Source organism: Nocardioides dubius, from assembly GCF_039528155.1.
Classification (GTDB): domain Bacteria; phylum Actinomycetota; class Actinomycetes; order Propionibacteriales; family Nocardioidaceae; genus Nocardioides; species Nocardioides dubius.
Genome location: NZ_BAAALG010000011.1, coordinates 428,692 through 451,894 on the forward strand (window position 1 = coordinate 428,692; position 23,203 = coordinate 451,894).

29 protein-coding genes and 1 riboswitch are annotated in these 23,203 nt (G+C 70.1%); of the genes, 6 read left to right on the top strand and 23 right to left on the bottom strand.

The genetic code is table 11. The features are described from left to right. Positions 1 to 49: 49 nt before the first annotated feature. The 4 genes from ABD151_RS15125 to ABD151_RS15140 form a co-directional block, all read right to left on the bottom strand. On the bottom strand, positions 50 to 2,158 hold the full coding sequence (locus ABD151_RS15125; protein WP_343995602.1) for an FG-GAP-like repeat-containing protein: 2,109 nt from the start codon (positions 2,156 to 2,158) through the stop codon (positions 50 to 52). Positions 2,159 to 2,257: 99 nt separating this feature from the next. Next, positions 2,258 to 3,034, bottom strand: a complete 777-nt coding sequence (locus ABD151_RS15130) for an enoyl-CoA hydratase-related protein (RefSeq protein WP_343995603.1) — start codon at positions 3,032 to 3,034, stop codon at positions 2,258 to 2,260. Between the two features lie 20 nt (positions 3,035 to 3,054). Further along, positions 3,055 to 3,588: a DUF1697 domain-containing protein gene (locus ABD151_RS15135; RefSeq protein WP_343995604.1), complete on the bottom strand. Its 534-nt coding sequence runs from the start codon at positions 3,586 to 3,588 to the stop codon at positions 3,055 to 3,057. 20 nt (positions 3,589 to 3,608) lie between these two features. Next, the gene (locus tag ABD151_RS15140; RefSeq protein ID WP_343995605.1) at positions 3,609 to 4,517 is read right to left on the bottom strand and encodes an AurF N-oxygenase family protein; all 909 of its coding nucleotides are present in this window, start codon (positions 4,515 to 4,517) and stop codon (positions 3,609 to 3,611) included. A gap of 75 nt (positions 4,518 to 4,592) precedes the next feature. Between ABD151_RS15140 and ABD151_RS15145 the strand changes: the two genes are divergently transcribed. Continuing rightward, positions 4,593 to 5,258 carry a TetR family transcriptional regulator gene (locus ABD151_RS15145; RefSeq protein WP_343995606.1) on the top strand — a complete coding sequence of 222 codons (666 nt, stop codon included), beginning with the start codon at positions 4,593 to 4,595 and terminating at the stop codon, positions 5,256 to 5,258. An 8-nt stretch (positions 5,259 to 5,266) separates the two neighbouring features. Then, complete coding sequence (locus ABD151_RS15150) at positions 5,267 to 5,548, top strand: DUF4873 domain-containing protein (RefSeq protein ID WP_343995607.1); 282 nt, start codon at positions 5,267 to 5,269, stop codon at positions 5,546 to 5,548. A gap of 10 nt (positions 5,549 to 5,558) precedes the next feature. Here ABD151_RS15150 and ABD151_RS15155 read toward each other — a convergent pair whose 3' ends face one another. Further along, positions 5,559 to 6,137 carry a TMEM165/GDT1 family protein gene (locus ABD151_RS15155; protein WP_343995608.1) on the bottom strand — a complete coding sequence of 193 codons (579 nt, stop codon included), beginning with the start codon at positions 6,135 to 6,137 and terminating at the stop codon, positions 5,559 to 5,561. 241 nt (positions 6,138 to 6,378) lie between these two features. Further along, on the bottom strand, positions 6,379 to 7,605 hold the full coding sequence (hppD, locus tag ABD151_RS15160; protein ID WP_343995609.1) for a 4-hydroxyphenylpyruvate dioxygenase: 1,227 nt from the start codon (positions 7,603 to 7,605) through the stop codon (positions 6,379 to 6,381). 81 nt (positions 7,606 to 7,686) lie between these two features. On the opposite strand from hppD, the gene ABD151_RS15165 reads away from it, so the two are divergent. Next, a complete protein-coding gene (locus tag ABD151_RS15165; protein WP_343995610.1) occupies positions 7,687 to 8,199 on the top strand; it encodes an Lrp/AsnC family transcriptional regulator in 513 nt (170 codons plus the stop codon). Here ABD151_RS15165 and ABD151_RS15170 read toward each other — a convergent pair. Both ABD151_RS15170 and ABD151_RS15175 read right to left on the bottom strand, forming a co-directional pair. Beyond that, entirely contained in the window at positions 8,189 to 8,821 is a 633-nt protein-coding gene (locus ABD151_RS15170; protein WP_343995611.1) for an IclR family transcriptional regulator, read from the bottom strand. The genes ABD151_RS15165 and ABD151_RS15170 overlap by 11 nt on opposite strands. Positions 8,822 to 8,845: 24 nt before the next feature. Next, on the bottom strand, positions 8,846 to 9,295 hold the full coding sequence (locus tag ABD151_RS15175; protein ID WP_343995612.1) for a PaaI family thioesterase: 450 nt from the start codon (positions 9,293 to 9,295) through the stop codon (positions 8,846 to 8,848). A 63-nt stretch (positions 9,296 to 9,358) separates the two neighbouring features. Between ABD151_RS15175 and ABD151_RS15180 the strand changes: the two genes are divergently transcribed. Beyond that, on the top strand, positions 9,359 to 9,835 hold the full coding sequence (locus tag ABD151_RS15180) for a winged helix-turn-helix transcriptional regulator (RefSeq protein ID WP_343995613.1): 477 nt from the start codon (positions 9,359 to 9,361) through the stop codon (positions 9,833 to 9,835). 19 nt (positions 9,836 to 9,854) lie between these two features. Here ABD151_RS15180 and ABD151_RS15185 read toward each other — a convergent pair whose 3' ends face one another. The 4 genes from ABD151_RS15185 to ABD151_RS15200 form a co-directional block, all read right to left on the bottom strand. Then, positions 9,855 to 11,531 carry a DEAD/DEAH box helicase gene (locus tag ABD151_RS15185; protein ID WP_415629905.1) on the bottom strand — a complete coding sequence of 559 codons (1,677 nt, stop codon included), beginning with the start codon at positions 11,529 to 11,531 and terminating at the stop codon, positions 9,855 to 9,857. Between the two features lie 104 nt (positions 11,532 to 11,635). After that, positions 11,636 to 11,881: a DUF3039 domain-containing protein gene (locus ABD151_RS15190; RefSeq protein WP_343995810.1), complete on the bottom strand. Its 246-nt coding sequence runs from the start codon at positions 11,879 to 11,881 to the stop codon at positions 11,636 to 11,638. A 79-nt stretch (positions 11,882 to 11,960) separates the two neighbouring features. After that, complete coding sequence (locus ABD151_RS15195; protein ID WP_343995614.1) at positions 11,961 to 12,518, bottom strand: YqgE/AlgH family protein; 558 nt, start codon at positions 12,516 to 12,518, stop codon at positions 11,961 to 11,963. Positions 12,519 to 12,554: 36 nt separating this feature from the next. Continuing rightward, positions 12,555 to 13,082, bottom strand: a complete 528-nt coding sequence (locus ABD151_RS15200) for a hypothetical protein (RefSeq protein WP_343995615.1) — start codon at positions 13,080 to 13,082, stop codon at positions 12,555 to 12,557. A 127-nt stretch (positions 13,083 to 13,209) separates the two neighbouring features. Between ABD151_RS15200 and ABD151_RS15205 the strand changes: the two genes are divergently transcribed. Continuing rightward, on the top strand, positions 13,210 to 13,899 hold the full coding sequence (locus ABD151_RS15205; protein ID WP_343995616.1) for a TetR/AcrR family transcriptional regulator: 690 nt from the start codon (positions 13,210 to 13,212) through the stop codon (positions 13,897 to 13,899). 35 nt (positions 13,900 to 13,934) lie between these two features. Here the strand turns inward: ABD151_RS15205 and ABD151_RS15210 are convergent, their stop codons facing one another. The 5 genes from ABD151_RS15210 to ABD151_RS15230 all read right to left on the bottom strand — a co-directional run bounded on the left by ABD151_RS15210 (position 13,935) and on the right by ABD151_RS15230 (position 17,448). After that, positions 13,935 to 14,930, bottom strand: coding sequence for a DUF3048 domain-containing protein (locus tag ABD151_RS15210; RefSeq protein WP_343995811.1), 996 nt, complete (start codon positions 14,928 to 14,930; stop codon positions 13,935 to 13,937). Positions 14,931 to 15,040: 110 nt separating this feature from the next. Next, the gene (locus tag ABD151_RS15215) at positions 15,041 to 15,595 is read right to left on the bottom strand and encodes a C40 family peptidase (RefSeq protein WP_343995617.1); all 555 of its coding nucleotides are present in this window, start codon (positions 15,593 to 15,595) and stop codon (positions 15,041 to 15,043) included. Positions 15,596 to 15,599: 4 nt separating this feature from the next. Continuing rightward, a riboswitch (cyclic di-AMP (ydaO/yuaA leader) is annotated at positions 15,600 to 15,776 on the bottom strand. A 170-nt stretch (positions 15,777 to 15,946) separates the two neighbouring features. After that, positions 15,947 to 16,726, bottom strand: a complete 780-nt coding sequence (locus tag ABD151_RS15220; protein WP_343995618.1) for an SDR family NAD(P)-dependent oxidoreductase — start codon at positions 16,724 to 16,726, stop codon at positions 15,947 to 15,949. Between the two features lie 42 nt (positions 16,727 to 16,768). Continuing rightward, positions 16,769 to 17,179: an HIT family protein gene (locus ABD151_RS15225; protein WP_343995619.1), complete on the bottom strand. Its 411-nt coding sequence runs from the start codon at positions 17,177 to 17,179 to the stop codon at positions 16,769 to 16,771. Positions 17,180 to 17,256: 77 nt separating this feature from the next. After that, the gene (locus ABD151_RS15230; protein WP_343995620.1) at positions 17,257 to 17,448 is read right to left on the bottom strand and encodes a hypothetical protein; all 192 of its coding nucleotides are present in this window, start codon (positions 17,446 to 17,448) and stop codon (positions 17,257 to 17,259) included. A 123-nt stretch (positions 17,449 to 17,571) separates the two neighbouring features. Between ABD151_RS15230 and ABD151_RS15235 the strand changes: the two genes are divergently transcribed. Further along, a complete protein-coding gene (locus ABD151_RS15235; RefSeq protein WP_343995621.1) occupies positions 17,572 to 18,165 on the top strand; it encodes a TetR/AcrR family transcriptional regulator in 594 nt (197 codons plus the stop codon). 93 nt (positions 18,166 to 18,258) lie between these two features. Here the strand turns inward: ABD151_RS15235 and ABD151_RS15240 are convergent, their stop codons facing one another. From ABD151_RS15240 to ABD151_RS15265, 6 genes are all read right to left on the bottom strand, one after another. Next, positions 18,259 to 18,783, bottom strand: a complete 525-nt coding sequence (locus ABD151_RS15240; RefSeq protein WP_343995622.1) for a Dps family protein — start codon at positions 18,781 to 18,783, stop codon at positions 18,259 to 18,261. Positions 18,784 to 18,926: 143 nt separating this feature from the next. Then, on the bottom strand, positions 18,927 to 19,388 hold the full coding sequence (locus tag ABD151_RS15245) for a hypothetical protein (RefSeq protein ID WP_343995623.1): 462 nt from the start codon (positions 19,386 to 19,388) through the stop codon (positions 18,927 to 18,929). A 43-nt stretch (positions 19,389 to 19,431) separates the two neighbouring features. Next, positions 19,432 to 19,992, bottom strand: a complete 561-nt coding sequence (locus tag ABD151_RS15250) for a sugar O-acetyltransferase (protein WP_343995624.1) — start codon at positions 19,990 to 19,992, stop codon at positions 19,432 to 19,434. A gap of 16 nt (positions 19,993 to 20,008) precedes the next feature. Beyond that, positions 20,009 to 20,800, bottom strand: coding sequence for a hypothetical protein (locus tag ABD151_RS15255; protein WP_343995625.1), 792 nt, complete (start codon positions 20,798 to 20,800; stop codon positions 20,009 to 20,011). 13 nt (positions 20,801 to 20,813) lie between these two features. Further along, positions 20,814 to 22,298 (bottom strand): flagellar hook assembly protein FlgD, encoded by a 1,485-nt coding sequence (locus ABD151_RS15260; protein WP_343995626.1) that lies wholly within the window; start codon positions 22,296 to 22,298, stop codon positions 20,814 to 20,816. A gap of 114 nt (positions 22,299 to 22,412) precedes the next feature. Next, a complete protein-coding gene (locus tag ABD151_RS15265) occupies positions 22,413 to 23,024 on the bottom strand; it encodes a transglutaminase-like domain-containing protein (RefSeq protein ID WP_343995627.1) in 612 nt (203 codons plus the stop codon). Between the last annotated feature and the right edge of the window lie 179 nt (positions 23,025 to 23,203).

A 23,203-nucleotide genomic window follows, 5' to 3' on the forward strand; every position in this document is an offset into this window, starting at 1 on the left:
GCCGCCGCTCCCCACGAGCCCGCGCCCGAGCACGCCGACGCCTAGGACGTCAGCGCCGGATCACCTTCTTGGTCCGGCTTGTCGCCGCGGTGCCGGACACGTCGCCCGCCACCACCAGGCGCCACTTGCTGGCTCCGCGCGGCACCGCGACCTTGACCGCGACCTTGCCCGCCGAGCCCGTCCGCACCGTACGCACCGTGCGCCAGCTGCACGCACGCTTGCCACACCGCTGCTGCTGGACCTTCACGCTCCGGCGCACTCCCGGGCTCACCCGGGCGCCGAGGGTGACCTTGGCCCGGCGCGTCGTGGTCCGCTTCGTGAAGCCGGTGACCACCGTCGTCGCCGTCAACGCCACCGTCGCACGCGCCGCACGCTCACCGGTGACCTCGGTCAGCGAGCCCTGGGCGAAGCTCAGCTCGACCTGTCCGGACTCGGTGACCGGCACCCGCACCGTCCCGCGGTAGACGCCCGCAGCACTCCGGGTGAGGGTGAGCGTCCCGAGCGAGCGGAGCGCCTTGGTGCGCCGCGCCCGGAACCCGGCCTGCACGCTGCGGGTCGCCCCTGCGTCGGTCGCCGTCAGCGTCACCTGCACCTGTCGGCTCGCGCCGGCGGCCGCGCGAACCGTCGCCGGCGCGGCGGTCATCCGGGTCGGCGCCAGGTACGGGCTCGCCGCCGTGCCCCGCTGCCAGATCGCCACCGTGTTCTTGTCGAAGCTGCTGAACACCACCTCGGCGACGCCGTCGCCGTCGAAGTCGGCCACGTGACCGCCGCCGGACTGGCCGAACTCCTCGCCGGGCGCGGTCAGCGTGTGCAGCAGCGTCTCGCCGTCGCCCTGCTGCTCGATCCAGAACAGCCGACGGTCGCCGTCCCCGGAGACCGCGAGATCGGTGTCCCCATCACCGTCGAGGTCGCCGTAGCCGAAGACGCCGGGCGCGGCCTGGCCGTAGCCGATCCGCGAGCGGATCTCGTCGCCCGGGTAGATCGGCGTCGAGCCGGTGTACTCCGCAGGGCACTCCACCGCGGACGGCGTCGCCGGGTGCGAGAGGGTCCGCACCTCCCACTGCTGGCGCGGATCGGCGCCAGGCACCAGCTCGAAGACCTCCTCCGCGGGCAGCGCGCTCATCGTGCAGCGGTTCGTGTGGTTGGTGCCGACCCAGGCCACCTCGCCATCGCCGCGGAAGTCCTCGATCGCCCGGATCTGGAAGCCCGGACCGACACCGCGGCCGGCCGGAGTGGTCAACCGGGTCGCGATCGTGTGCGTCTCGAAGTCCGCGGCACTGAGTCCGGCGACGCCGTCGCCGACGTTCTCCAGCCAGAGGAAGGTCGCGGGCGTGGCGTCGGCACCGCTGCCGACGTCGAAGTACTGCGAGGAGGCGATGTCCAAGTCGCCGTCCCCGTCGATGTCATAGGGCACCGGAATGCTCCCGCCGACGTCGGCGAGGGCGATCGGCGCCGCGAACTCCCCTCCCCCGAGGCCACGGAAGAGCTGCATCTGCACCGAGTCGTCGGTCAGGTCGGGCGCCGCGCGCCCCTGCTCGCCGGTGGTCAGGATGTCGTCGATGCCATCGTCGTCGAGGTCGGCGACCACGGCGCTGTGGTACGACCACGGCTGCTCGGTGATCACGTCGTGCCGCACGAAGGGCCGCGGCTTCCCGGTGGCGTCGAGGCCCTGGTTCTCCCACCAGGTGATCGCGCCGCGGTTCTTCGCACCACCCACCGCCAGCGGGTTGGTGTCGAAGAAGTAGCCACTCGGCACGATCAGGTCGGTGTCCCCGTCCCCATCGACGTCGTGAGCGGTGACCTGGTTCGGGAAGATGATGTCGTCGCCGGGCCGGACGACCTCGACGCGGGACCACTCATGCAGGTCCGCGCCCACCCGGTACACCTGCACCGTGCCGCCACCCGCCGGACCTCCCTGGTAGAGGGCGCCGTAGCCGACGGTGATGATGTTGGTCTCCCCGGGGAAGACGGAGCCGACCGTGGTGAACGCGGCACCTTGCACCTGGTTGTCGACATCGATGCGCCCGAAGACCGGCGCGGTCTCCGGGTCCGCCGGGGAGCCGCCGCCCGAGGAGGCATGCGCAGCGAGCGCGCTACCGGGCAGCAGGACGACGAGACCGGCCGCGAGCACGCGGCGGATCGAGGGGTTCTGGTTCACGGGACCACCCATCTTCGACTGAACATATACGTTATATGATCAGTGGAGAGATGTGGCTGCGCAAGGGTCGGTCCACGAACCGACCACCGCGATCGGCAGCTACTCCCCGCAGAACCTCGGGTGCCGCTTCTGCGAGAACGCAGCCATCCCCTCCGCGACGTCCGCGGTGCGCAGGAGCATGGTCTGCGTGTCGCGCTCGTACTCCAACGCCGGTTCCAGCGCCGCCAACGAGGCCTGGTTGATCGCGCGCTTGGTCGCCGTGAGCCCGAGCGGTGCGCCATGACGCACCCGCTTGACCACCGACGCCAGCTCCGCCTGGTAGTCGGCATCGGCCGCGAGATGCGAGATCAGGCCCGCGGCATGCGCGTCGGGCGCCGACAACGGCTCCGCGAGCATCGCCATCCGCATCGCCCGGGGCCGGCCGATCGCAGCCGCGACCGTCGCCGACGCCCCGCCGTCCGGCATCAGCCCGACTCGGGCGAAGGCGAGCAGGAAGGACGCCGACTCCGTGGCGACCGCCAGGTCACAGGCCAGGGCCGCCGAGAGGCCCACCCCGGCGGCAACGCCGTTGACGCCGGCGATCACCGGCTTGTGGCACTCCACGATGGCGCGGATCATCCGGTTCGCGACATCCAGCGCCCGCACGTCGAAGCGCTGCGCAGCATCGTCGCCGCCGATGTCGGCGCCCGTGCTGAAGGCGGGCCCACTCCCGGTCAGCACCACCACCCTGACGTCGTCACGGCTGTTCGCGCGCTCCAACGCCTCACAGACGCCGAGCACCATCTCACCCGAGAGCGCGTTGAACACCTCCGGCCGGTCGAAGCGCAAGGTGAGGACGCCGTCCTCCTCGGTCACCGCCAGTCCTTGGACACTCATGCGGCGACCCTAGTCGCCGTTCAACACCATTGCTGGGCAAGCGCGGAGACCACCGTGACGTTGCGGCTCGTCACCACCCCGTCGAGCCGGCGGTCGAGGCCCAACGGGTCGGTCATCCCCTCGCGCCACTGCGACCCGAGCAGCAGGTGCACGGCCCGGTTCCGCACCACCACCCGGTGGCCGTTCTTGGCCAGCGCCTCCAGCGTGGCCACGGCCTCCGCGTCGGGCTCGTCCTTGAGCAGCATCACGTAGTGGCGCACCGTCGCCGGGTCGGCCAGGGACGCCGCATCCTCGCCGATCCGCGCGAACTCGGCCGCCGAGTAGACGATGGTGCGCACCTCGAATCCACGATCGGCGAGGAAGGCCTCCTCCAACGCCGCCTCGATCCGGGCCCGCGAGCGCATGGCGGTGGTGAAGCGGATGTTGCCGGTGTTGATGTAGGTGGCGACGTCCGTGAAGCCGGCCTGCTCGACGCTTGCGCGGATCGCATCCTTGGGGAACTTGCGCTTGGCGCCGAGGTTGATGGCACGGAGGAAGCCGAGGTAGGTGGGCACCCACCCACTCTGCCCAGGGGTCAGGACAAGAGGAAAGAGGCGCGCCAGACCTTCTGGTTGCGGGCGCCGCCGATCATGTCCTGCTCGGCCAGGAACGGCATCACCTTCTCCCCCATCCAGTTGATCGTGGCCCGGTAGTGCGGGTTGCCCAGCGCGGTGCGGCGCCCGACCTTCGGGTCGATCCCGACCGCCGAGTAGACGTCGGGGTGCACCAGGGAGCGCATCATGATGTAGGCACCCTGGGCGGTGATCGTCTGCGCAAGGGTGCGCTGCATGCCGGAGATGCCCTCGAGGGACGTGACCAGCTCGTCGCGCGCGAAGCTGACGTGCCGCGCCTCCTCCACGACATGGATCCGCGACACCTGGCGCACCAGCGGCTGGATCCGCTCGTCGGCCAGCATCTCGCGCTGCAGCCGGTCGACCGGCTCCTCGCCGATCAGGATCGAGGCGTAGGCGGCGGCACCCGTGCTCAGGTAGGGGTAGATCGGGGCGAGCTTGTGGATCCAGCCCCGCGGGCCATAGGCAGGCGCCCCGAAGTGGCCGATCGCCTTGCCGAACATCAACGAGTGGCGGCACTCGTCGGCGATCTCGGTGAGCTCGAAGTGGGTGCGCGGGTCGCGCGGATCCGAGGCGTAGACCTCGCGCAGCAGGATCTGCATCAAGATGATCTCGAACCAGAGCCCGACGCTCGCGATCGAGGCGATCTCGTGCTTCGAGAGCTCGACCTGCTGCTCGCGCGTCAGCGAGTCGTACAGGGGGGTGCCGAACAGCGAGAGCCGCTCCGGCGGCATCCAGAACAGCTCCGGGTCCGCCTCGGCCGACCAGTCGATGTCGATCTCCGGGTCATAGGACTGCCGAGCGACGGACTTCAGCAGGCGCGTGGCGACAGCATCCTTGCCCGTGGCGGGCGCGGGGTCGAGCAGCGTCATCGGGTACTCCTCGGTTTGGGTATACCGACAGTAACTGTTACCAGGGGTAACGCACAACGGGGTAGGCTGCCCGGCATGCCCCCCACAGAGATCACCGAGGACGGCCGCAGCGCCCGCTGGAACGCCCATCGCGCCGACCGGCTGGCCGAGCTGGTGGAGGCCGCGGTGGCGGCGATCGACGAGCACGGCCCGGACGTCGCCGTCGCCCGGATCGCCGAGGTGGCCGGCGTCAGCAAGCCGGTGCTCTACCGCTACTTCTCCGACAAGTCCGAGCTGCACGCCGCCGTCGCCCGCTGGGCGGCCGACCAGGTACTGGACGGGATCCGCCCCGCGCTGCTGAGCTCGGGACCGATCCGCGGGCGGATCGCCGCCGCGGTGGACTCCTACCTGGCCCTGATCTCGCAGCACCCGCAGGTCTTCCGCCTGCTGGTCCAATACCGCAGCGGCGCGAACAGCCCGTTGACCGCCGGGACCACCGCCATCTCGGCCGGGTTCTCCCGACTGATCGGCGACACCATGCGCTCGCTGGGCATCGACGCCGGCGGCGCGGAGCCGTGGGGCGCAGGCCTGGTCGGCCTCGGCGTCTACGCGGGCGAGTGGTGGCTGGACCGCGACACCATGTCGCGCGCAGCGCTCAGCGGCTATCTCTCCGACTTCATCTGGCACGCCTTCGCCGGGATGGCCGCCGAGCGCGGCGTCCAGCTCGACGAGCTCGGCCGACTCACCCGAATCGCACCCTGAGGAGCACGATGAGCCACCACGAGCCTGGTGCCGAGTACAGCGGCCCCGCCACACTCAGCAAGGACGAGCAGAGCCGCACCCTCGAGGTGACCCTCAAGGGCGAGGTCCAGCCGATCGACGGCCTCTTCCACTGGTACGGGCGGATCAAGGCCGACGCCGACACGAGCGGTCTGCGCTCCGGCGACCGGGTGTCACTGAGCACCGAGCACGGCAGTGCCGAGGCCCGGCTCTCCGACGTCGACCCGTGGGGCCGGTTCCGGATCACCGGAACCGGGCGCCCACCGTTCTAGGCCCTCAGTCTCAGAAGGCGCCCAGACCCTCGGCGACGAGGATCGCGCCGAAGATGAAGAACGCGACGGCGGCGCCGTACTTGATGGTCTTCTCCGGGAGCCGCTTGCCGAGCATCGCGCCGACGCCGATGGCCAGCGCATCGGCGGCCACCATGCCCACGGTGCTGCCGATCCAGGTGCCGAGCCAGCCCTCCTGGGTGGCCAGGGTGATGGTGGCCAGCATCGTCTTGTCGCCCAGCTCGGCGAGGAAGAAGGCGACGCCGACGGCGAGGATCGCCATGCCGGTGGCATTGCGGGCCTTGTTGGCCTCGTCCTCGGTCAGCTCGTCGCCCTTGAGGGTCCACAGGCCGAAGCCCACGAACGCGATGCCGGCGATCAGGGCGATGGTGTCCTGGCTGTCGGCGAACGCGTCGCCCACCCAGGCGCCGATCCCCACCGAGGCGAGGTGGACCAGGGCGGTCGCCGCGGTGATGCCGATGATCACGTCGCGGGCCCGGTAGCGGGCAGCGAACGTCATCGCCATCAGCTGGCTCTTGTCTCCGAGCTCCGCAACGAAGATCACGGCAGTGCTCAGCAGGAATGCATACATCGGGTGCTTCTCCTTCGTAGCCTGACCGAAGGAGGGTGACCCTGGTGGGACGCAGCCTTCGACCAGGCGCGTTGTTCCACAGGGGTGCGCTTCTGGTCGAAAGTCTCGTCCGCCACCGCGAGGATGGCCTGCCGTGCCGGACCCGGGGGTCAGTATGTCGACACGACTGTTGGGGACTACTCCCTTTCGCAGACACGGACCCTACCGGCGTTCGCCGGCAGGGTCCAATCAGTGCCCGATGTCACAGGTTGCCGCGGGCCTCCTGCTCACGCTCGATCGCCTCGAAGAGCGCCTTGAAGTTGCCCTTGCCGAAGCCGAGCGAGCCGTGCCGCTCGATGAACTCGTAGAAGACGGTGGGCCGGTCCCCGATCGGCTTGGTGAAGATCTGCAGCAGGTAGCCGTCCTCGTCGCGGTCCACCAGGATCTTGCGCCGCTTGAGCTCCTCGATCGGCACCCGCACCTCGCCGATCCGGGCCCGCAGCTCAGGGTCGTCGTAGTAGGAGTCGGGCGTGTCCAGGAACTCGACGCCGGCCTCGCGCAGCAGGTCGACGGTGCGCAGGATGTCCCCGGTGGCCAACGCGATGTGCTGACAGCCGGCCCCGTCGTAGAACTCCAGGTACTCGTCGATCTGCGACTTCTTCTTGGCGATCGCCGGCTCGTTGAGCGGGAACTTCACCCGGTGGTTGCCGCTCGCGACCACCTTGCTCATCAGGGCGGAGTAGTCGGTGGCGATGTCGTCGCCGATGAACTCGGCCATGTTGGTGAAGCCGAGGACCCGGTTGTAGAAGTCCACCCACTCGTCCATCCGGCCGAGCTCCACGTTGCCGACGCAGTGGTCGATCGCTTGGAAGAGCCGCTTGGGGTGGCCCTCGCGGCGCACCACCGTGCCGCTCCGGGCGACATAGCCGGGCAGGTAGGGGCCGTCGTAGCGGGAGCGGTCGACCAAGGTGTGCCGGGTGTCGCCGTAGGTGCCGATCGCCGCCAGCACCACGGTGCCGAACTCGTCGCTCTCCTCGTGCGGCTCGACCAGCACCACCGCCCCCATCGCCCGGGCATGCTCGATGCAACGCTCGACGTCGGGCACCTCCAGCGCCAGGTCGACGACGCCGTCGCCGTGCTTGCGGTGCCGATCCGCCAGCTCACTGCTCGGCGACACGGCGCCGGAGATCACGAACCGGGCACTGCCGGAGCGCAGCACGAAGCTCTTCGCGTCGCGACTTCCGGTCTCCGGGCCGCGGTACGCCTCGAGGTCCATCCCGAAGGCGAGCTGGTAGAAGAGCGCGGTCTGGGTCGCATTGCCCACCACGAAGCCGACCGCGTCGAGCGCGGTCACCGGGAACGGATCGGTGCTCGCGTCGTACTCCACCAGACCGACGAGCTCACGCAGCTGCTCGACGGTGAGGTCGGCCTTGAGCTCCTCGGCGGTGAGGGCGCCGCCACGGGACGGGACGAAGTCCTGGGTAGTCATGATGTGAGCCTGGCCACTCGGCGCAACTTGTGCAACAGTGCGAGAGAACACTGGACAATCTGCATAGTCGAGGTGGCCACAATGGACGATCTGGACGTCAGACTGATCAAGCTCTGGCAGGCCGAGCCTCGGATCGGCGTCCTGGAGGCGTCGCGTCGGTTGGGGGTCGCCCGGGGCACCGTGCAGGCCCGGCTCGAACGGCTGGCCCGCGACGGCGTGATCACCGGCTGGGGCCCCGACCTCGACCCCGAGGCCCTCGGCTTCCCGGTGACCGCGTTCCTCACCCTGGAGATCCGCCAGGAGCCCAGCGCGACCGGTGGCCATGACGCCGTCGCCCAGCATCTGGCCGCCATCGCGGAGGTGCTCGAGGCCTGCACGATCACCGGGACCGGCGACCTGTGGTGCCGGGTGGTGGCGCGCTCCAACGCCGATCTGCAACGGGTGATCGACCAGGCGCTGGCCCACCATGCCATCGTCCGCTCCACCACGGTGATCGCTCTGGCCACCCAGATCCGCTACCGCACCGTGCCGCTCGCCGAGGCGGCTGCGCGACCCCGGCAGGAGCGACCACCGGCGGGCGTCGTCAGCTCGTGAGCCGCGCGGCGAGCGCAGCGGCCGCGGCGGCCACCTGGGGCACCACGCCGGCATCGAGCTCGCCGAGGGTGACCACCCCGAGCGAGGCCTCCAGCCCCGGCACCCCGAGCACCGGTGCCGCCACCCCGTGCGCACCTGCCTGGAGCTCGCCCTCGCTCACCACCGGCGCCGTCTCGCCGCGCCGTCCGCTCAGCACCGCGCGACCCGCCGCGCCCTGATCGAGGCGGTGCCGCGCGCCGACCCGGTACGAGACGTGGAAGTCGGTCCGGCTCGGCTCCACCACGGCGAGCGCCAGCGCCTCGCCGCCGTCCACGATGGTCAGGTGCGCCGTGCAGCCGGAGCGCTCGGCGAGCTCGCGCAGCAGCGGGACCGCGGCGTCGCGCAACACCGGCTGCACGCCGTTCGCCAGCCGCAGCAGCCCGAGGCCGGCCTTGATCCTGCCGCCCTCGTCACGCCTGATCAGCGCATGCTCGTCCAGCGTCGCGACCAGGCGATGCATCACCGTGCGGTTCACCTGCAGCGCAGCGGCGAGCTCGGTGACCGTCAGTCCGCCCGGGGTCGCCGCCAGCACCTCCAGCACCCGCACGCCACGGTCGAGTGTCTGCGAGGTCTCGGCTGCCATGCGGCCACTGTAGTTCTCCTGCGCTCAGGAGAAGATCATGCAGCTCGACGTCGCGTGCGCGACCAGGCGACCCTGGCCGTCGCGGAGCTCGGCCTGCGCCAGGGCGGTGCTGCGGCCACGGTGCAGCACCGTGCCGGTCGCGGTGATCCGCCCGGAGTCGAGGGTCACCGCACGCAGGAACTTCACGTTGAGGTCGAGCGAGGTGTAGCCCTGTCCGGCCTCCAGGGTGGTGTGCACCGAGCAGGCGGCCGCCGTGTCGAGCATCGTCGAGAGCACTCCCCCGTGCACCATCCCGATCGGGTTGTAGTGCTTGGGCTGCGGGTCGAGCCCGACGGAGACCGAGCCCGGCTCGACCTCGAAGTCGACCATGCCCAAGGTCTCCGCGATCGGCGCGGGCGGCACGTGGCCCGCCGCCATCGCCTGGAGCATCTCGAGTCCGGTCATGGTGGCGAGGTCCGCCTGAGTCTTCGTCATGGATGCAGCCTCCCCCGCTCGGGCTGGGTCTGTCAATCGAACCTAGTGCGTAGGATGGGTCACATGGGCACCCCCTCGGCGCTGGACTACTCCACCGACAACTGCACGATCGGTCGCGCGATGGCGATCTTCGGCGAGCGCTGGACCTTCGTCGTGATCCGCGAGATCTTCAACGGCGTGCGGCGCTTCGACGACATGCGCACCCGTACCGCGATCCCCCGCCAGGTGCTCTCCAACCGGCTCCAGCTGCTGGTCGAGCAGGGCATCGTGCACAAGGTGCCCTACCGGCTCCCCGGCGCCCGCGAGCGCAGCGAGTACCGGCTCACCGCGAAGGGCTTCGACCTCTACCCGGTGCTGATCGCGATCGCGGCATGGGGCGACCGCTACCTGGCCGACCCGGAGGGCCCGCCGGTGGAGTTCGTGCACGCCGGCTGCGGCGAGCAGATGCAGGTCGCGCTGAGCTGCGCCGCCGGCCACCAGGTCGACGGCCCACGCGCCGTCGTCCCCCAGCCCGGGCCCGGCGCGCACCAGCGCGACTAGGCAGCGCGGCTCGGCCGAGCTAGGAGCTCTTGCGCACGGCCCAGTCGCGGATCTTGTCGATCCGGGCGCGCAGCTCCTCACCGGTGGCCACCGCGGCCGCCGGGCCGCCACACTGCTTGCGCAGCTCGGCATGGGTGATCCCGTGCGCCTGGCCGGTGCGGTGGTACCAGGCAGCGACCAGGCCGTTGAGCTCGCGCCGCATCACGGCCAGCTGCTCGTGGGTGGAGACGTCCTCGACGGTCTCGACCCGCTGCGGACGGACCTCGCGCTGCTTGGCCGCACGCTCGACCTGACGCGCCTTGAGCAGGTCGCGCACCTGGTCGGCCTCCAGCAGGCCCGGAATGCCGAGGAAGTCCATCTCCTCCTCTGAGCCGACGTGCACCTCGCCGGAGTGACCGAACTCGCCGCCGTCGTAGAGGACCCGGTCGAAGACCGCCGAGGAGTCCAGCGCCTCGAACGAGCCGAGCAGATCGTCGGCCGCGCCCTCGCTGGCATTGGCCGCATCGATCAGGTGCTGCTCCTCGGCGAAGATGTCGCCGTCGTCGTTCTTCTTGCGCTTGAGCACGTGATCGCGCTCGACCTCCATCTGGGAGGCGTTCTCGAGCAGGTGCGGCACCGACGGCAGGAAGACAGACGCCGTCTCGCCGCGCTTGCGAGCCCGCACGAAGCGGCCGATCGCCTGGGCGAAGAAGAGCGGGGTCGAGGTGGTGGTCGCATAGACGCCGACCGCCAGTCGCGGCACGTCGACGCCCTCGGAGACCATCCGGACCGCGACCATCCACCGGTCCTGGGAGTCGGAGAACTTGGAGATCTTCTTCGACGCCGCCTTCTCGTCGGAGAGGACCAGCGTGGGCGACTCGCCGGTGATCGCGCGCAGCAGCTTGGCATAGGCGCGCGCCGACTCCTGGTCGGTCGAGATCACCAGGCCGCCGGCGTCCGGGACGTGCCGGCGCACCTCGGAGAGTCGCTTGTCCGCGGCCTCGAGCACGGCCGGCATCCACGAGCCCTTGGGGTCGAGCGCGGTGCGCAGCGCGTGCTGGTGCTGATCCTTGGTCATCGGCTCGCCGAGTCGCGCCGACAGCTCGTCGCCGGCCCGGGTGCGCCACTGCATCTCGCCCGAGTACGCCATGAAGAGCACCGGACGCACGACGTGGTCGGCCAAGGCGTGCGAGTAGCCGTAGGTGTAGTCGGCCAACGAGCGCGGGACGCCGTCGTCGCCGGGAGCGTAGGTGACGAACGGGATCGGGTTGATGTCGGAGCGGAACGGGGTTCCCGTCAACGCCAGACGACGGTGCGCCGGGTCGAAGGCCTCGCGGACGCCGTCGCCCCACGACAGCGCGTCGCCCGCGTGGTGCACCTCGTCCATGATCACCAGCGTCTTGAACCGCTCGGTGCGCAGCCGCATCGCCAGCGGGTTGACCGCGACACCGGCATAGGTGACCGCGATCCCGACGAAGTCCTTGGAGGTCTTGCCCTGACCGGCCGAGTAGGTCGGGTCGATGGCGATGCCGACCCGGGCAGCGGCCTCGGCCCACTGGGTCTTGAGGTGCTCGGTCGGGGCCACGATGGTGATCCGCTCGACCACGCGCCGCGCGAGCAGCTCGTTGGCCAGGGTGAGCGCGAAGGTCGTCTTTCCGGCGCCCGGCGTCGCCACCGCGAGGAAGTCCTTCGGGTTGGACTCGAAGTACTTCGACATCGCCGCCGCCTGCCAAGCACGCAGCGAACCGGCCGTGCCCCAGGCGGCACGGTCCGGCCAGGCCGGAGTCAGCGCATTCGGGGGGACGACCTCAGGTCGTCCCGTCACTCGGCGTCCCCGCCCTTGGGCAGGCTCTCCCAGATCTCCTTGCACGTGGGGCAGACCGGGAACTTCTCCGGCGCACGCGTCGGCACCCAGACCTTGCCGCACAGGGCGGTCACGGGGGTGCCCATGATCATCGCCTCGGTGACCTTGTCCTTGGGCGCGTAGTGCGAGAACCGCTCGTGATCGCCCTCGTCCACCGGCACCGTGCGGCGGTCCTCGAGGACGTCGGTCTGGCCAAATCCGATCGGGTTGCTCACGGGCTCCACTCTATGTCAGTCGTTGCGGATAGCCGAGTCAGTCCACAGCAGGTGAGGCGTTCGCCACTCAGTTGAGCTCAGGGTCCGCCGGCCGGGTCGACACCCAGGCGAGCTCGCCCGGCTGCCGGCGCAGCACATGACGCCGCAGCTCCTCGATCGCCTCGACGAAGGCGTCGCCGGCCTCGCACGGCACCACGTACCAGCTGCCCTCGGCGATCTCGGCCTCGAGCTGTCCGCTCCCCCAGCCGGCGTAGCCGACGAAGACCCGAAACGAGGCGAGGGCGCCCTCCATCATCTCCACCGGCGTGTCCAGGTCGACCAGCCCGAGATCGCCGACGATCTGCTGCCAGCCGATCGGCTCGGCGCCCGACTCGCGGACCCGGCCCAGCGCCAGCGCACCGTCCACGCCGACCGGGCCGCCGCGGTGCAGGCGCCCCGGCTCGGAGGCGATGTCGGCCCACTGCGGCAGCGCGTCGGCCACCAGCAGCGGCGTGCGCTGGTTGAGCACGATCCCCAGCGCCCCCTCCTCGTCCAGGTCGACGATGAGCACCACGGCACCCGCGAAGTTCGGGTCGAGGAGGTCGGCGGAGGCGACCAGGAGGTCTCCGACATGGGGGTGGCGCATGCCTCCAGGATGCCGGTCACCCAAGCCCGGCAGCAATCAGGCTGCCAGCGCGGCCTTCAGTCGCTCGAGAAATCCACGCGGCTGCGGGACGTCGATGGCGGCGAGGCGGACCCCGGCTCGGGCCTCGCGCTCCAGGCGCTCGCCGCGACGGGCGGCCTGCTCGTCGAGGTCCAGACGCGACGCGAGCCCCGCCATCAGGGCCAGCATCTGCCGCTCCTTGGCGCTCGCGGTCTCCATGACGTGCGCCACCTCGGGGCTCGTCGGCTGCTCGCCGTGCGCATCGAGGATGGCGCGCACGCCGGGCAGGTCGGCCGCCGTCACCCGCCACGCGGCGACGACGGCGCCGGGCAGGTCGATCGGCTGGTCGGCCAGCGACGCCTCGATCTGACCCGCCAGAGCGGTGTGCCAGCGCAGCTGCAGGGCGCCGAGCAGGTCGACGTCATCGGTGAACACGGCGTCGACGCCGGCGACGTCGTTCGGCAGCCGGCCGTCGCAGCGCTCGTTGGCCACCTCGATCACACGGCGAAGGACCTCGCCGCGGCGGTGAAAGGCTTCCCAGGTCATGGTGCTCGTCCCTCTCGTTGACATACCGCCAGTACGTACCCAGAGTACGGACGCATACCAACGGTATGCAATCCAAACCTGCGTGACCTCCAGCACAGGCCTCCGCCGACCGGCCTAGACTGCAGCAATGAGCAAATCCGCCGCCGCCAAGCGACTCCTCTCCGAGATCCCGGGCGCCAGTCGGCGACAGCAGTACTCCGCCTCCACCCGGCGGGCCCTCGTCGACGCCGCAGCGCGGCTGTTCACCGAGAAGGGCTACGCCGCCACCTCGCTGGACGCGATCGTCTCCAGCGCACGGGTCACCAAGGGCGCTCTCTACCACCATTACAGCGGCAAGCAGGCGCTCTACGAGGCGGTCTTCGAGCAGGTCGAGCAGGCCGCGAAGAAGTCGATCAGCAAGGCCGTCGCCGGCACCAAGGACCCGTGGGAGAAGGCCCAGGCGGCACTCACCGCCTTCCTGCGCGCGGTGCAGGACCCCAGCTACCGGCGCGTCGTCGTCCAGGAGGGCCCGGCCGTGCTCGGCTACGAGCGCTACCGCGAGCAGGAGGAGCACTCCTCCTTCGCGATCGTCATCGACATCGTCAACAACGTGCTCAGTGCCGGCACCTGGGAGCTCGACGAGCCGATGATCGACACCTTCGCCCGGATCTTCCACGGCGCGCTCAACGCCGCCGGCGAGAGCGTGGCCGCCGACCCCGACCCCGAGGCGGCGAGCGCGCGCGTGGAGGCTGCGATCGGGTTCATCCTCGCGGGCCTGCGCAGCCTCGTGGACCAGGGCGTGGAGTTCGCCGACCCCGCAACGACAGAGAACGCCTGAGCCCACCGGGCCCAGGCGCTCTCAGAGGTCGCTGCTCAGTTGAAGGTGACCTCGCCGCGGTCGGCGGGCACCAGCTCGATCCAGGTCTTGCCGGCTGGCACCTTGATCGAGCCCTTCTTGGTGCTCAGCAGGATCGTGCCGTCGAGGCCGTCCTTCTCGAAGGTGGCCCGGATCGCACGGCCCTTGTGGAACAGGATCGCCTGCCCGGTGCCCTCCAGCTTGGTCTCCGGGACCGGGTTGCCGGCCGGGTCGCGGTAGCCGGCGTCGCCGATCTTGACCTTGAGCACCAGCACCGAGTCGGCGAGGAACTCGTCGCCGTCGGCGGCGTAGGTGTTCTGGTTGCGGTAGCTGCCGCCCTCGAAGGCCCAGTTCGTGGTGTGGCTGCCGAAGCTGGCGGTGATCGTGGTGCCGGGCTGGCCCTTGGGCAGCTCGGCGGCAGTGCCCCACTGCAGGTAGTCGTCGGGTCGCGCCGAGGGAACCTTGGCCGCCTTCGCGACCTCGGCCAGGTCCGCCATCACGTTGTAGGGCGCACGGCGCGAGGAGTCGCGGGCCAGGCCGGCCGACCCCTCCTGGTGGAACTTGACGCCGGCCTGGTCGAGCCGGGCGATGGTCTGGGCAGCCGCTCCACTGGTCACCATCTGGCCGTCCACCGGCGAGACGATGCCGATGTCGGAGGCACGCATCGACCGGATCGGGCCGACCTGCTTGGGCAGCTGCGAGTAGAAGAAGACCGCGAGCCGGGTGAGGCCACCCTCGACCAGCTCCTCGACCACCAGGTCGGCCTTGCTCAGGCCCACCTGCGGTGCACTGCTGGAGGTGTTGTCGATCTTCGCGACCAGCACCGGGTGCTTGCGGTCGGCCGACTTGCCGTCGGCCAGCTCCAGGCCGGTCAGCGGCCAGGTGTCCGGCTCCTGCGGGGTCGCCTTCTCGCCCGACTCGGGCTTGGCGTCGGAACCGTCCTTCTCATCGCCTCCCCCGCACCCGGCCAGGACCAGGCTCGCGAGCACGGCAGCAACGACAGCAGAGCGCATGGAACGCACGGGATTCTCCTTGACAGGCGACGACTCGCCCCGAGTTTGCAGCGCCAGAAGGGGCATCTGACGGAGGCGCGCCCAAGAGGCTCAGGGGCGCGCCACCATCATCATCGACGCAGGGTGCCGCCGAACCAGGAGTTCGTCCACGGGGTGGCCACCGTCACGCGGCGACCGGAGCCCGGGGCATGCACCATCAGCATCTTGCCGTTCTTGCGGCCGGCGAAGACGGCGGCGTGGTAGACCCGCCCGTTGCTGTGGAAGAACATCAGGTCGCCGGGGCGCATCGACTTGCGCGCCAGGCGCTTGGTGAACGCCGCCTGGGCACCCGAGGTGCGCGGGATCGCCCGGAAGCCGGCGCGACGGAAGCTGTACTGCACCAGGCCGGAGCAGTCGAAGGCGCTCGGACCGGAGGCGCCGTAGCGGTATGGGTCGCCGATCTGCTTGCGGGCGATGGCAAGGCCGGTACGGGCCTTGCGGGCGACCAGACGCTGCGCCTTCTTGCGCTTCTGCGCCTTGGTCAGCTTCTTGGCGACGGTGCCGGTGCTCTGGTCGGCAGCGGCGGCGTTCGCAGGCTGGGAGCCGACGAAGAAGACGGAGGCGATCAGGGCTGCCGCCACGAAGAACACGCGGGCAGGCAGCAACAGACGATTGCTCGTAGGCATGGCAAGGATTCCTTTCCCACGCCTGTGAGGTGAGCTGTCGGGTTAGGGCTGGAAAGTGCCCCGCCGCGCCATCGCTGGTTCGCGGCTTCACCCCGAGCGGTTCCGGATCTCCGGAGCCCGCGTGGAACCTGTGGGTCCCCCACTCCTGCCCGTCATTTCGTTGAGTGTGCGGGCGCGTCCAGCCGGGCAGGACTCGGCGTTGCCGGACGCGCGAAGAGATGAAGTTGTGCGGCGTGGACGATAAGCACGTCCGCGCGCACGGATCAAACTCACAACGCACTCAGCGGGTGTGACATATGTCGCCACACCCGCATGTAACAGAGCACGAGCGGTCCAGATTGCCCGGGTTTGTCACATCCCGGAGCCGAGCGTCCCGCCGCCGTCGACGTACAGCGTCTGACCGGTGATGTACGAGGCCTCGTCGCTGGCCAGGAAGGCCACCGCAGCCGCGATGTCGGCCGGGAAGCCGACCCGGCGGACCGGGTTCGACTGGGCGTTGAGGGCACGGAACTCCTCGACGTCCATGTTGAGGCGGGCGGCCGTGGCGTCGGTCATCTCGGTGGCGATGAAGCCAGGCGCGACGGCGTTCACATTGATGCCGAAGGGACCGAGCTCGATGCCGAGGGTGCGGGTGAAGCCCTGGATCCCCATCTTGGCCGCCGAGTAGTTGGCCTGGCCGCGATTGCCCAGCGAGGAGATGCTCGACAGGTTCACCACCTTGCCGTAGCGCTGCTCGACGAAGTGCTTCTGCGCGGCCTTGGTCATCAGGAACGCACCCTTGAGGTGGACGCCCATGACCAGGTCCCAGTCCTCCTCGGTGAGCTTGAAGAGCAGGTTGTCACGGGTGATCCCGGCGTTGTTCACCAGGACGTGGATGCCGCCGAGCTCCTCGACCACGCGCGCGACGGCGGCGTCGACCGAGGCGGCGTTGCTGACGTCGGCACCGACGCCGATCGCCCGCGCGCCCGGGACGCTCTCGACCAGGCGGGCCGCGGCGTCGTCCGCGCTCTCCTGGGCCAGGTCGAGGATGGCGACCGCAGCGCCCTCCTCGGCGAAGCGGGTGGCAGTGCCGAAGCCGATGCCGCGCGCGGCTCCGGTGACTACCGCGATACGTCCGTCAAAACGCGCCATGCTGGTCTCTCCTGAAAGATGGTGGGCAGCAGATGGCCCCATCTAACCAAGCGCCGCGCGCAACCGGGCGGCATAGGCCGCCCTCTCCTCGAGATCGGCGTACTTGTGCCGGGGCCAGAAGAACCCACGCAGCCCGTCGCCCTTGGTCCGCGGCACGACGTGCAGGTGCAGGTGCGGCACCGACTGCGAGACCACGTTGTTGATCGCAACGAAGGATCCCGTGGCGCCGTACGCCTCCACCACCCCGGCGGCGATGCGCTGCGCTGCCGCGAGGAAGGGGTCACGCAGCGTCGCCGGCAGGTCCGGCAGCGTGGCGTGATGCGCACGGGGCACCAGCAGCACGTGTCCCTTGAAGACCGGACGCTGGTCGAGGAAGGCCAGCAGCTCAGGCTCGTCGAGCACGATGTCAGCGGCCAGGTCGCCGGCCACGATCGAGCAGAACGTGCAGTCCATGCCCGCAGGCTAGCCGGGTCGCGGCGAAGCCGTCAGCGCCCGCGCCGGGCAGTGCTCGGACCGACTGCGCCGGCGGCTCAGTGCTGGGCGGCGAGGCGCAGGCGCGAGCCGTAGAAGGCGGGGATCGACTGCTTGCGCACGATCCGCTCACGACGGGTCGCGCTCAGCGCGTCGGTCAGCCCCACGACGGCGGCGATCACGGCGAGCGCGGCGATCACGAAGAAGCCGATCAGGAAGGGGGTCACGGTGGGGAGCATCTCGAAGGTCATCTCATTCTTCCTTTCTACATCCGTAGTACCTACATTCGTAGAATCTACTCTCGTAGAAAGCGGGATGCAAGTCGCGGCGGGTGTGCTGGTCGCCACGTCGGCGCGACTGGTAGAAGTGAGCCCATGGCACGCCCACCCTCCGACCGCCGGACCCTGCTGCTCGACACCGCGATCACCGTGATCGCCGACCACGGACTGCGCGGGCTCACCCACCGAGCGGTGGACCGCGCCGCCGACCTGCCGGAGGGCAGCACCTCGGCCTACTACCGCACCCGGCGGGCCCTGCAGCTGGCGGTCGCGCTGCGGACCACCGAGCTCCTGCGCGCCGACGTCAACGAGCTGGCCGAGTCGATCCTGACCCTGGAGGGCGAGAGCGAGGCCTCGACCGCTGCCGTCTCCGCCCTCTTCGACTCCTGGCTGCGGGAGCGCTCGCTGCTGCTGGCCCGCATCGAGCTCACCATCGAGGCCGCGCGCGACCCGGAGCTCGCGCAGCCACTGATCGAAGAGCGGGCCCGGATGGTCGAGCTGATCACGCACGTGATCACGGAGATCTGCGTGGACGACGCCGAGACCAGGGCCGCCGCTGTGATCTCCGCACTCGACGGCGTCCTGATCGGCGGGCTGCTCCATGCCGACGAGGCACAGCGCACCGCATTCCTCACCAACTCGGTCGGCCTGATCCTCAACGAGGTCGCCGGCGCGAGCACCCTGCACTGAGCGCAGGAACGCCACAGGGCGCCGGTCTCACCGGCGCCCTGTGGCGTTCGTCAGCGTGGCGGCGTCCGCCTGGCGGGTTTTCCGCGGGAGAGGTCAGCCGTTGACCGGGCGCGGCTCGCTGGAGGTGGCGTTGCGGTTCTCCGCGTCGATCATCCAGGCGAGCTGCTCAAGGCGCTCGAGGATGGTGTGCAGGATGTCGGCGCTGGTCGGGTCCTCGGCGTCGACCTCGTCGTGCACGCGGCGCGCGGTGCCGGCGGTGCGGTACAGAGAGTCGACGATCAGGTCGATCGCCTCGCTGGTGAGCACCTCGCCGGCCGGGAACTCGGCCAGGCTGGTGTTGAGGGAGACGGTCGAGGAGCGGCCGTCCGGCAGGGCGTAGAGGGCGCGCATCCGCTCAGCGACGGTGTCGGCGAAGTCGCGAGCCGCGTCGACGACCTCGTCGAGCGCCAGGTGCAGGTCACGGAAGTTCGGGCCGACGATGTTCCAGTGCGCCTGCTTGCCCTGCAGGTGCAGGTCGGTCAGGTCGACGAGCACGGCCTGCAGGTTCGCGGCGAGGGCGGGCGATGCCTTGAAGGCGGGACGGCTGACGTGCTTGGTGGCGTGGGCGATGTCGGTCATCGCGAATCCCCTCCTGGGACGCTGTTTCTCTCGGACGCTCTCCACTAAACCACCTTTTCTTGAATGGTTCCAGGGAGGAAAGGCTGTCCTCAGGAGGCCTCGCTCCGGGGTCATGGCCGCCCCGGAGAGCGAGCCCGGCGAGATCAACCCTCCGGCTCGGCGAGGACCATCGCGACGCACCCGAGCAACTGGCCGATCACCAGCAGCCACTGGGTCTGGGTCCACGGCTCTCCCACCTGATCGACCTGCAGGGTGGCGCTCACCGCGACCGCGAAGCCCGCGCACAGGGCACCGGCCGCGCGGCGGTGCACGCGGCGCGCGGCGCGCGAAGCGGACGCCGAGACGTTGAGCAGCAGAGCCAGCACCACCAGCGCAGCAAGGCCCACCAGACCGGTGATCGCCGTGGCCCGCTGCACCGGGTCCGCTGCCGCGTCGTCCCAGATCCCCCAACGCGCGATCGGCAGCACGACAACCAGGGCGCACAGCACCAGCGCTGCGAGGCGGCGCCGGGTCAGCGGCTCCTCCTCCGGTTGCCACAGGACGACGACGCCGCCACACAGCGCCGCGACGCAGCCGAGCCATTGCACGAGTGAGAGCAGATCCACGCCGAGGATCGTCCCAGACCCGCCACCGGATGCGGGACGGGTCTCAGAGCGAACGCGTGACCCGGGCCGGGACGCCCACCGCGACCACGCCTGGAGGCAGGTCCTCGGTGACCACCGCTCCGGCACCGACCACGGTGTCCGCACCGATCGTCACGCCGGGGCAGACCACGACCCCGCCACCGAGCCAGACGTTGTCGCCGATGCTGATCGGCGCTGCGGACTCCCACTTGTCGCGGCGCGGCTCCGGGTCCAGGGGATGCGTGGCGGTCAGCAGCTGCACCTGCGGGCCGATCTGCACGTCGTCCCCGATGACGACCTCGGCGACGTCGAGCACGGTCAGCCCGAAGTTGGCGAAGGAGCGCGCGCCGAAGCTGATCCGGCTGCCGTAGTCGCAGTGGAAGGGCGGACGGATGAAGGCGCCGTCGCCGAACTCGGCCAGCAGCTCGACGAAGAGCCGGCGCAGGAGGTCGGCGTCGGTCGGGTCGCTGGTGTTGATCCGGTGGCTGAGCCGTTGGGCGCGGGCCTGCTCGGCGGCGATCTCCGGGTCGTCGGCCTGGTAGAGGTCTCCGGCCAACATCCGCTCACGCATCGACTTCTCGTTCATGTCACCCAACCTAGGCTCAGGCATCGCCGATCAAGCCGAAGCTCTTGATGACCGCGTCGCCACGTTCCTCGCAGAAGGCGGTGACCACCATCAGCACGAAGCCGTCAAGCCACTGTGCGGAGAGCTCGGGGATCCAGTTGCGGTAGTCCTCCGCACTCGGCAGCCCCTGCTCGTAGGGGTGCTCACAGATCAGTGCGGCCCGCTTCGGCAGGCCCCTGCGCGCGACGGCTCGGAACTCTCGCGCCGGCCCTCCGCCGAGGCGGACGAACAGGAAGCGGGCCAGGTCGATCCGCTGTTCCTCGGTCGCCACCGCCGCCACCGGCTCAGCGGTCAGGGCCTGGAACACCGGATAGGCGGTGAGCGGGCAGTAGACCTGGAGGGCGGCGGTCAGGAGCGCGGCGCTGTCGTCGAGGATCCGGAACGCTTCCGCGATCGCGTCCCACTTCTGCCGGATCAGGCCGCCACCCGTGGCAGCTGAGCAGAGCAGGCGTGCCGCCCGGACAGCATGCTCGTCGGTGAGCTCGGTCTCCTCGTCGAACCAGGCCAGCTCCACCTCGAAGGAGGCCAGGAACGCCTCGTCGCGGCCGGTGAAGGAGTCCGGCGCGCGTTCATGGTCCAGCGCCACTCCGACGCGGTCACCGCCCGGCGCCGGAGGCTGGCCCACGGAGCCGATCCGGTCCCAGAGCGCCCGGGTGTAGGCGAAGCTCTCGGCCGTGCTGTCGCCGTCCCGGCTCACCACCAGGCGGGGCTCGGCGCAGCCTGCTGCGAGCAGGAGGGCGAGCAGGGCCAGGATCAGGAGGCGACGCACGCCCGCCACCTCGTCACCGCAGGACCTGATAGGTGGTGGTCACCCGGAAGCTGCTGACGTCGAATCGGCTGCCGGCGGTGAGGCCGGCCCACCAGATCAGGTAGGGCCGCTCCTTGGTCCGGTCGAAGATCAGGTGGGGCGAGGCGACCTTGCCGCGCAGCGCCCCCTTGCCGCGCAGGCTCTTCACCTTCACCAGCTTCTGAGTCTTCGGAGCGACGTAGGCGAGGTTGATGTAGTTGGTGCGCGACCTCGTGGCGGGACCGCCGTTGAGCGTCACCTGGACCGAGCGGTAGCGGCCCTCGATAGCCCGCGGCAGATAGGCCCCGAAGGAGACCGCGACCATGCTGCGCTTCAGGCTGCCCGTGCACGTGGTCTGGGAGTAGAAGCCCAGGCCACCCTTCGCGCGGCGCGCCAGCTTCGAGCACGCGCCGACGTACGGCCTGCTGGAGCGGGCGGCGGCAGCGCCGACCGTGAAGGACCTGGTGACCGTGACGAGCCTCTTGCCCGAGACGACGACCTTGCCGTGCCACTGTGCTTCGTTGCCGCCGTCGCTGAGGCCACGAAGGACGAGATTGTAGGTTCCGGGCGCGACACGCCGCCCCGCACTGTCAGTCCCCGCCCACCTGACCAGACCCGGCGAGTCGAGCCAAGCGCTACCCGTTGACCGGTGCACCGCCGTGCCCTTGCCGTCGGTCACCTCCAGCGCCAGACCCACGTACTGGTTGACGCCTACGTCGAGTGCGACAGCGTCCTGGCACCCGTCCGGATACGGATGGAAGGTCGACCCACTCTGGGTGACCTTCAGAGTCGGGATGACAGGGTTGTAGCGGAATGTCTGGTTGCCGACACCACTCACTACCCCATACTCCGGTGTGGAGGCGGTGCCGGTGACACGCAGTTCATAGGTGCCTGACCCGAGAGTCGGCGGCCCCTGGAAGTCCAGCACGTCCGTTCCCTGCGGTCCCTTGCGAAACGGCCCTTTCGCGGTGCCGGTCGCCAGAGCCCGCCCGGGGTATGGGTACCCGAAGATCTCCCAGTCGTACCTCTCTACGTCGATGTTGTAGTAGTTCTGGATCTGCACCTCGGCCGTGCCACGCCCGACCACTCTGTCCATCTCAACGGTCAGACGGCCGATCTCGGTCAGAACCGTCAGACGGGGCGATCTCGCGACCTCAGCGCAGTCCGAGAGACGCCAGTAACCCGCTTCGCATCGAGCCACCACCACTTCGAAGTTGCCCTCGTGGCCGAACTCGAGAGCTGCAGAGCCGACGTGCGGGAGCGGGGCGCTCCTCGCGAAGTTGTATCCCCACCAGGCGACCAGCTCACCTTCTCCCCCGGCGTCCGAGAGCTGGACCTCGTAGTCGACGAGCTCCGGGTTGAACCGGGTGATCTCCGGCCAGGTGACGATCGGTGCCGGCTCGTCGGCGTGGGCCGGCGCAGCGGCCAGCACCCCTCCGGTCATGACCAGGATGATGAGCAGGGAAAGCAGACGGCGCATGGCCCCTCCGACGTTGAGAATGCGCTCATGCGCCGCAGAAGCCTAGCCGCGGACAGGCTGGCGCGAAGGCGAATCGAACTCGTTGGCGGGCGCGAGGCTCATGCCTGCAAGGTCTCACTCAACGGTCGAGGGAAGCCCCTGCGCATACAGGGTCCTGGAGTCGTCTGCGGCACGCAGGGCACGCACCACGGAGGGTGCCGGGCTCGCGAAGAGCTGCGGCAGGTCCAGCTCACCGATCTCCGGGTCGACCGGCCAGGCCAGTCGCTCGTCGTCGAGGGAGAACTGCGCGTCCACGCCCGGCTTGTTGCCGCGCGGATCCTGACGGTGCCAGGCACCCTCCAGATGCATCGCCACCAGGCCGTGGAGCACGTGGCCGCCGGTCTCGGCGTCGTGAAGGAGCTGGTAGCAGAGCGCGGTCGGCACGCTCTGCGAGCGCAGCAGCGCCGCGAGGAGGTGCGACTTGGCGTAGCAGAGCCCGACCCGGTGCTCGAGCACCTCGGTGGCGGTCAGCGTCACCCGCTGATCGTCCACGTCGTAGGAGTGCGCGACCTCGTCACGCACCCACGCGAAGGCCGCGCGTGCGAACTCCACGTCGTCTCGGGCACCAGTGCGCAGCTCCCGCGCCAGGGCCAGGACCGCGGGAGCGCTCGTCTGCACGACGTCGTCTCCACCGAGGCACAGGCTCGGCTCGAGAGCCTGCAGCGGCGGCGATCCTGCGTTCGTCATGGCGGCAGACTAGCCACCCCCATCGGCTCCACCAACGCTCTGCCTATCTCGGAGCCGCTGCGACGTTGGCGGCGCGCGTTCGCCTCACACCGGTCAACGCAGCTCGATCAACTTCTGGCCGCTCTCCACCAGTCCGACGATCCGAGGCAGCAACGGCTCGAACCAGGCGAGCAACGCAG

What these genes read in the sequence shown, in the direction of transcription:
- ABD151_RS15130 (WP_343995603.1), bottom strand. Translation starts at nt 3,034, where the DNA reads ATGAGTGTCCAAGGACTGGCGGTGACCGAGGAGGACGGCGTCCTCACC.
- ABD151_RS15140 (WP_343995605.1), bottom strand. Translation starts at nt 4,517, where the DNA reads ATGACGCTGCTCGACCCCGCGCCCGCCACGGGCAAGGATGCTGTCGCC.
- ABD151_RS15145 (WP_343995606.1), top strand. Translation starts at nt 4,593, where the DNA reads ATGCCCCCCACAGAGATCACCGAGGACGGCCGCAGCGCCCGCTGGAAC.
- ABD151_RS15150 (WP_343995607.1), top strand. Translation starts at nt 5,267, where the DNA reads ATGAGCCACCACGAGCCTGGTGCCGAGTACAGCGGCCCCGCCACACTC.
- ABD151_RS15155 (WP_343995608.1), bottom strand. Translation starts at nt 6,137, where the DNA reads ATGTATGCATTCCTGCTGAGCACTGCCGTGATCTTCGTTGCGGAGCTC.
- hppD (WP_343995609.1), bottom strand. Translation starts at nt 7,605, where the DNA reads ATGACTACCCAGGACTTCGTCCCGTCCCGTGGCGGCGCCCTCACCGCC.
- ABD151_RS15165 (WP_343995610.1), top strand. Translation starts at nt 7,687, where the DNA reads ATGGACGATCTGGACGTCAGACTGATCAAGCTCTGGCAGGCCGAGCCT.
- ABD151_RS15170 (WP_343995611.1), bottom strand. Translation starts at nt 8,821, where the DNA reads ATGGCAGCCGAGACCTCGCAGACACTCGACCGTGGCGTGCGGGTGCTG.
- ABD151_RS15175 (WP_343995612.1), bottom strand. Translation starts at nt 9,295, where the DNA reads ATGACGAAGACTCAGGCGGACCTCGCCACCATGACCGGACTCGAGATG.
- ABD151_RS15180 (WP_343995613.1), top strand. Translation starts at nt 9,359, where the DNA reads ATGGGCACCCCCTCGGCGCTGGACTACTCCACCGACAACTGCACGATC.
- ABD151_RS15185 (WP_415629905.1), bottom strand. Translation starts at nt 11,531, where the DNA reads ATGTCGAAGTACTTCGAGTCCAACCCGAAGGACTTCCTCGCGGTGGCG.
- ABD151_RS15195 (WP_343995614.1), bottom strand. Translation starts at nt 12,518, where the DNA reads ATGCGCCACCCCCATGTCGGAGACCTCCTGGTCGCCTCCGCCGACCTC.
- ABD151_RS15200 (WP_343995615.1), bottom strand. Translation starts at nt 13,082, where the DNA reads ATGACCTGGGAAGCCTTTCACCGCCGCGGCGAGGTCCTTCGCCGTGTG.
- ABD151_RS15205 (WP_343995616.1), top strand. Translation starts at nt 13,210, where the DNA reads ATGAGCAAATCCGCCGCCGCCAAGCGACTCCTCTCCGAGATCCCGGGC.
- ABD151_RS15210 (WP_343995811.1), bottom strand. Translation starts at nt 14,930, where the DNA reads ATGCGCTCTGCTGTCGTTGCTGCCGTGCTCGCGAGCCTGGTCCTGGCC.
- ABD151_RS15215 (WP_343995617.1), bottom strand. Translation starts at nt 15,595, where the DNA reads ATGCCTACGAGCAATCGTCTGTTGCTGCCTGCCCGCGTGTTCTTCGTG.
- ABD151_RS15220 (WP_343995618.1), bottom strand. Translation starts at nt 16,726, where the DNA reads ATGGCGCGTTTTGACGGACGTATCGCGGTAGTCACCGGAGCCGCGCGC.
- ABD151_RS15225 (WP_343995619.1), bottom strand. Translation starts at nt 17,179, where the DNA reads ATGGACTGCACGTTCTGCTCGATCGTGGCCGGCGACCTGGCCGCTGAC.
- ABD151_RS15230 (WP_343995620.1), bottom strand. Translation starts at nt 17,448, where the DNA reads ATGACCTTCGAGATGCTCCCCACCGTGACCCCCTTCCTGATCGGCTTC.
- ABD151_RS15235 (WP_343995621.1), top strand. Translation starts at nt 17,572, where the DNA reads ATGGCACGCCCACCCTCCGACCGCCGGACCCTGCTGCTCGACACCGCG.
- ABD151_RS15240 (WP_343995622.1), bottom strand. Translation starts at nt 18,783, where the DNA reads ATGACCGACATCGCCCACGCCACCAAGCACGTCAGCCGTCCCGCCTTC.
- ABD151_RS15250 (WP_343995624.1), bottom strand. Translation starts at nt 19,992, where the DNA reads ATGAACGAGAAGTCGATGCGTGAGCGGATGTTGGCCGGAGACCTCTAC.
- ABD151_RS15260 (WP_343995626.1), bottom strand. Translation starts at nt 22,298, where the DNA reads ATGCGCCGTCTGCTTTCCCTGCTCATCATCCTGGTCATGACCGGAGGG.
- ABD151_RS15265 (WP_343995627.1), bottom strand. Translation starts at nt 23,024, where the DNA reads ATGACGAACGCAGGATCGCCGCCGCTGCAGGCTCTCGAGCCGAGCCTG.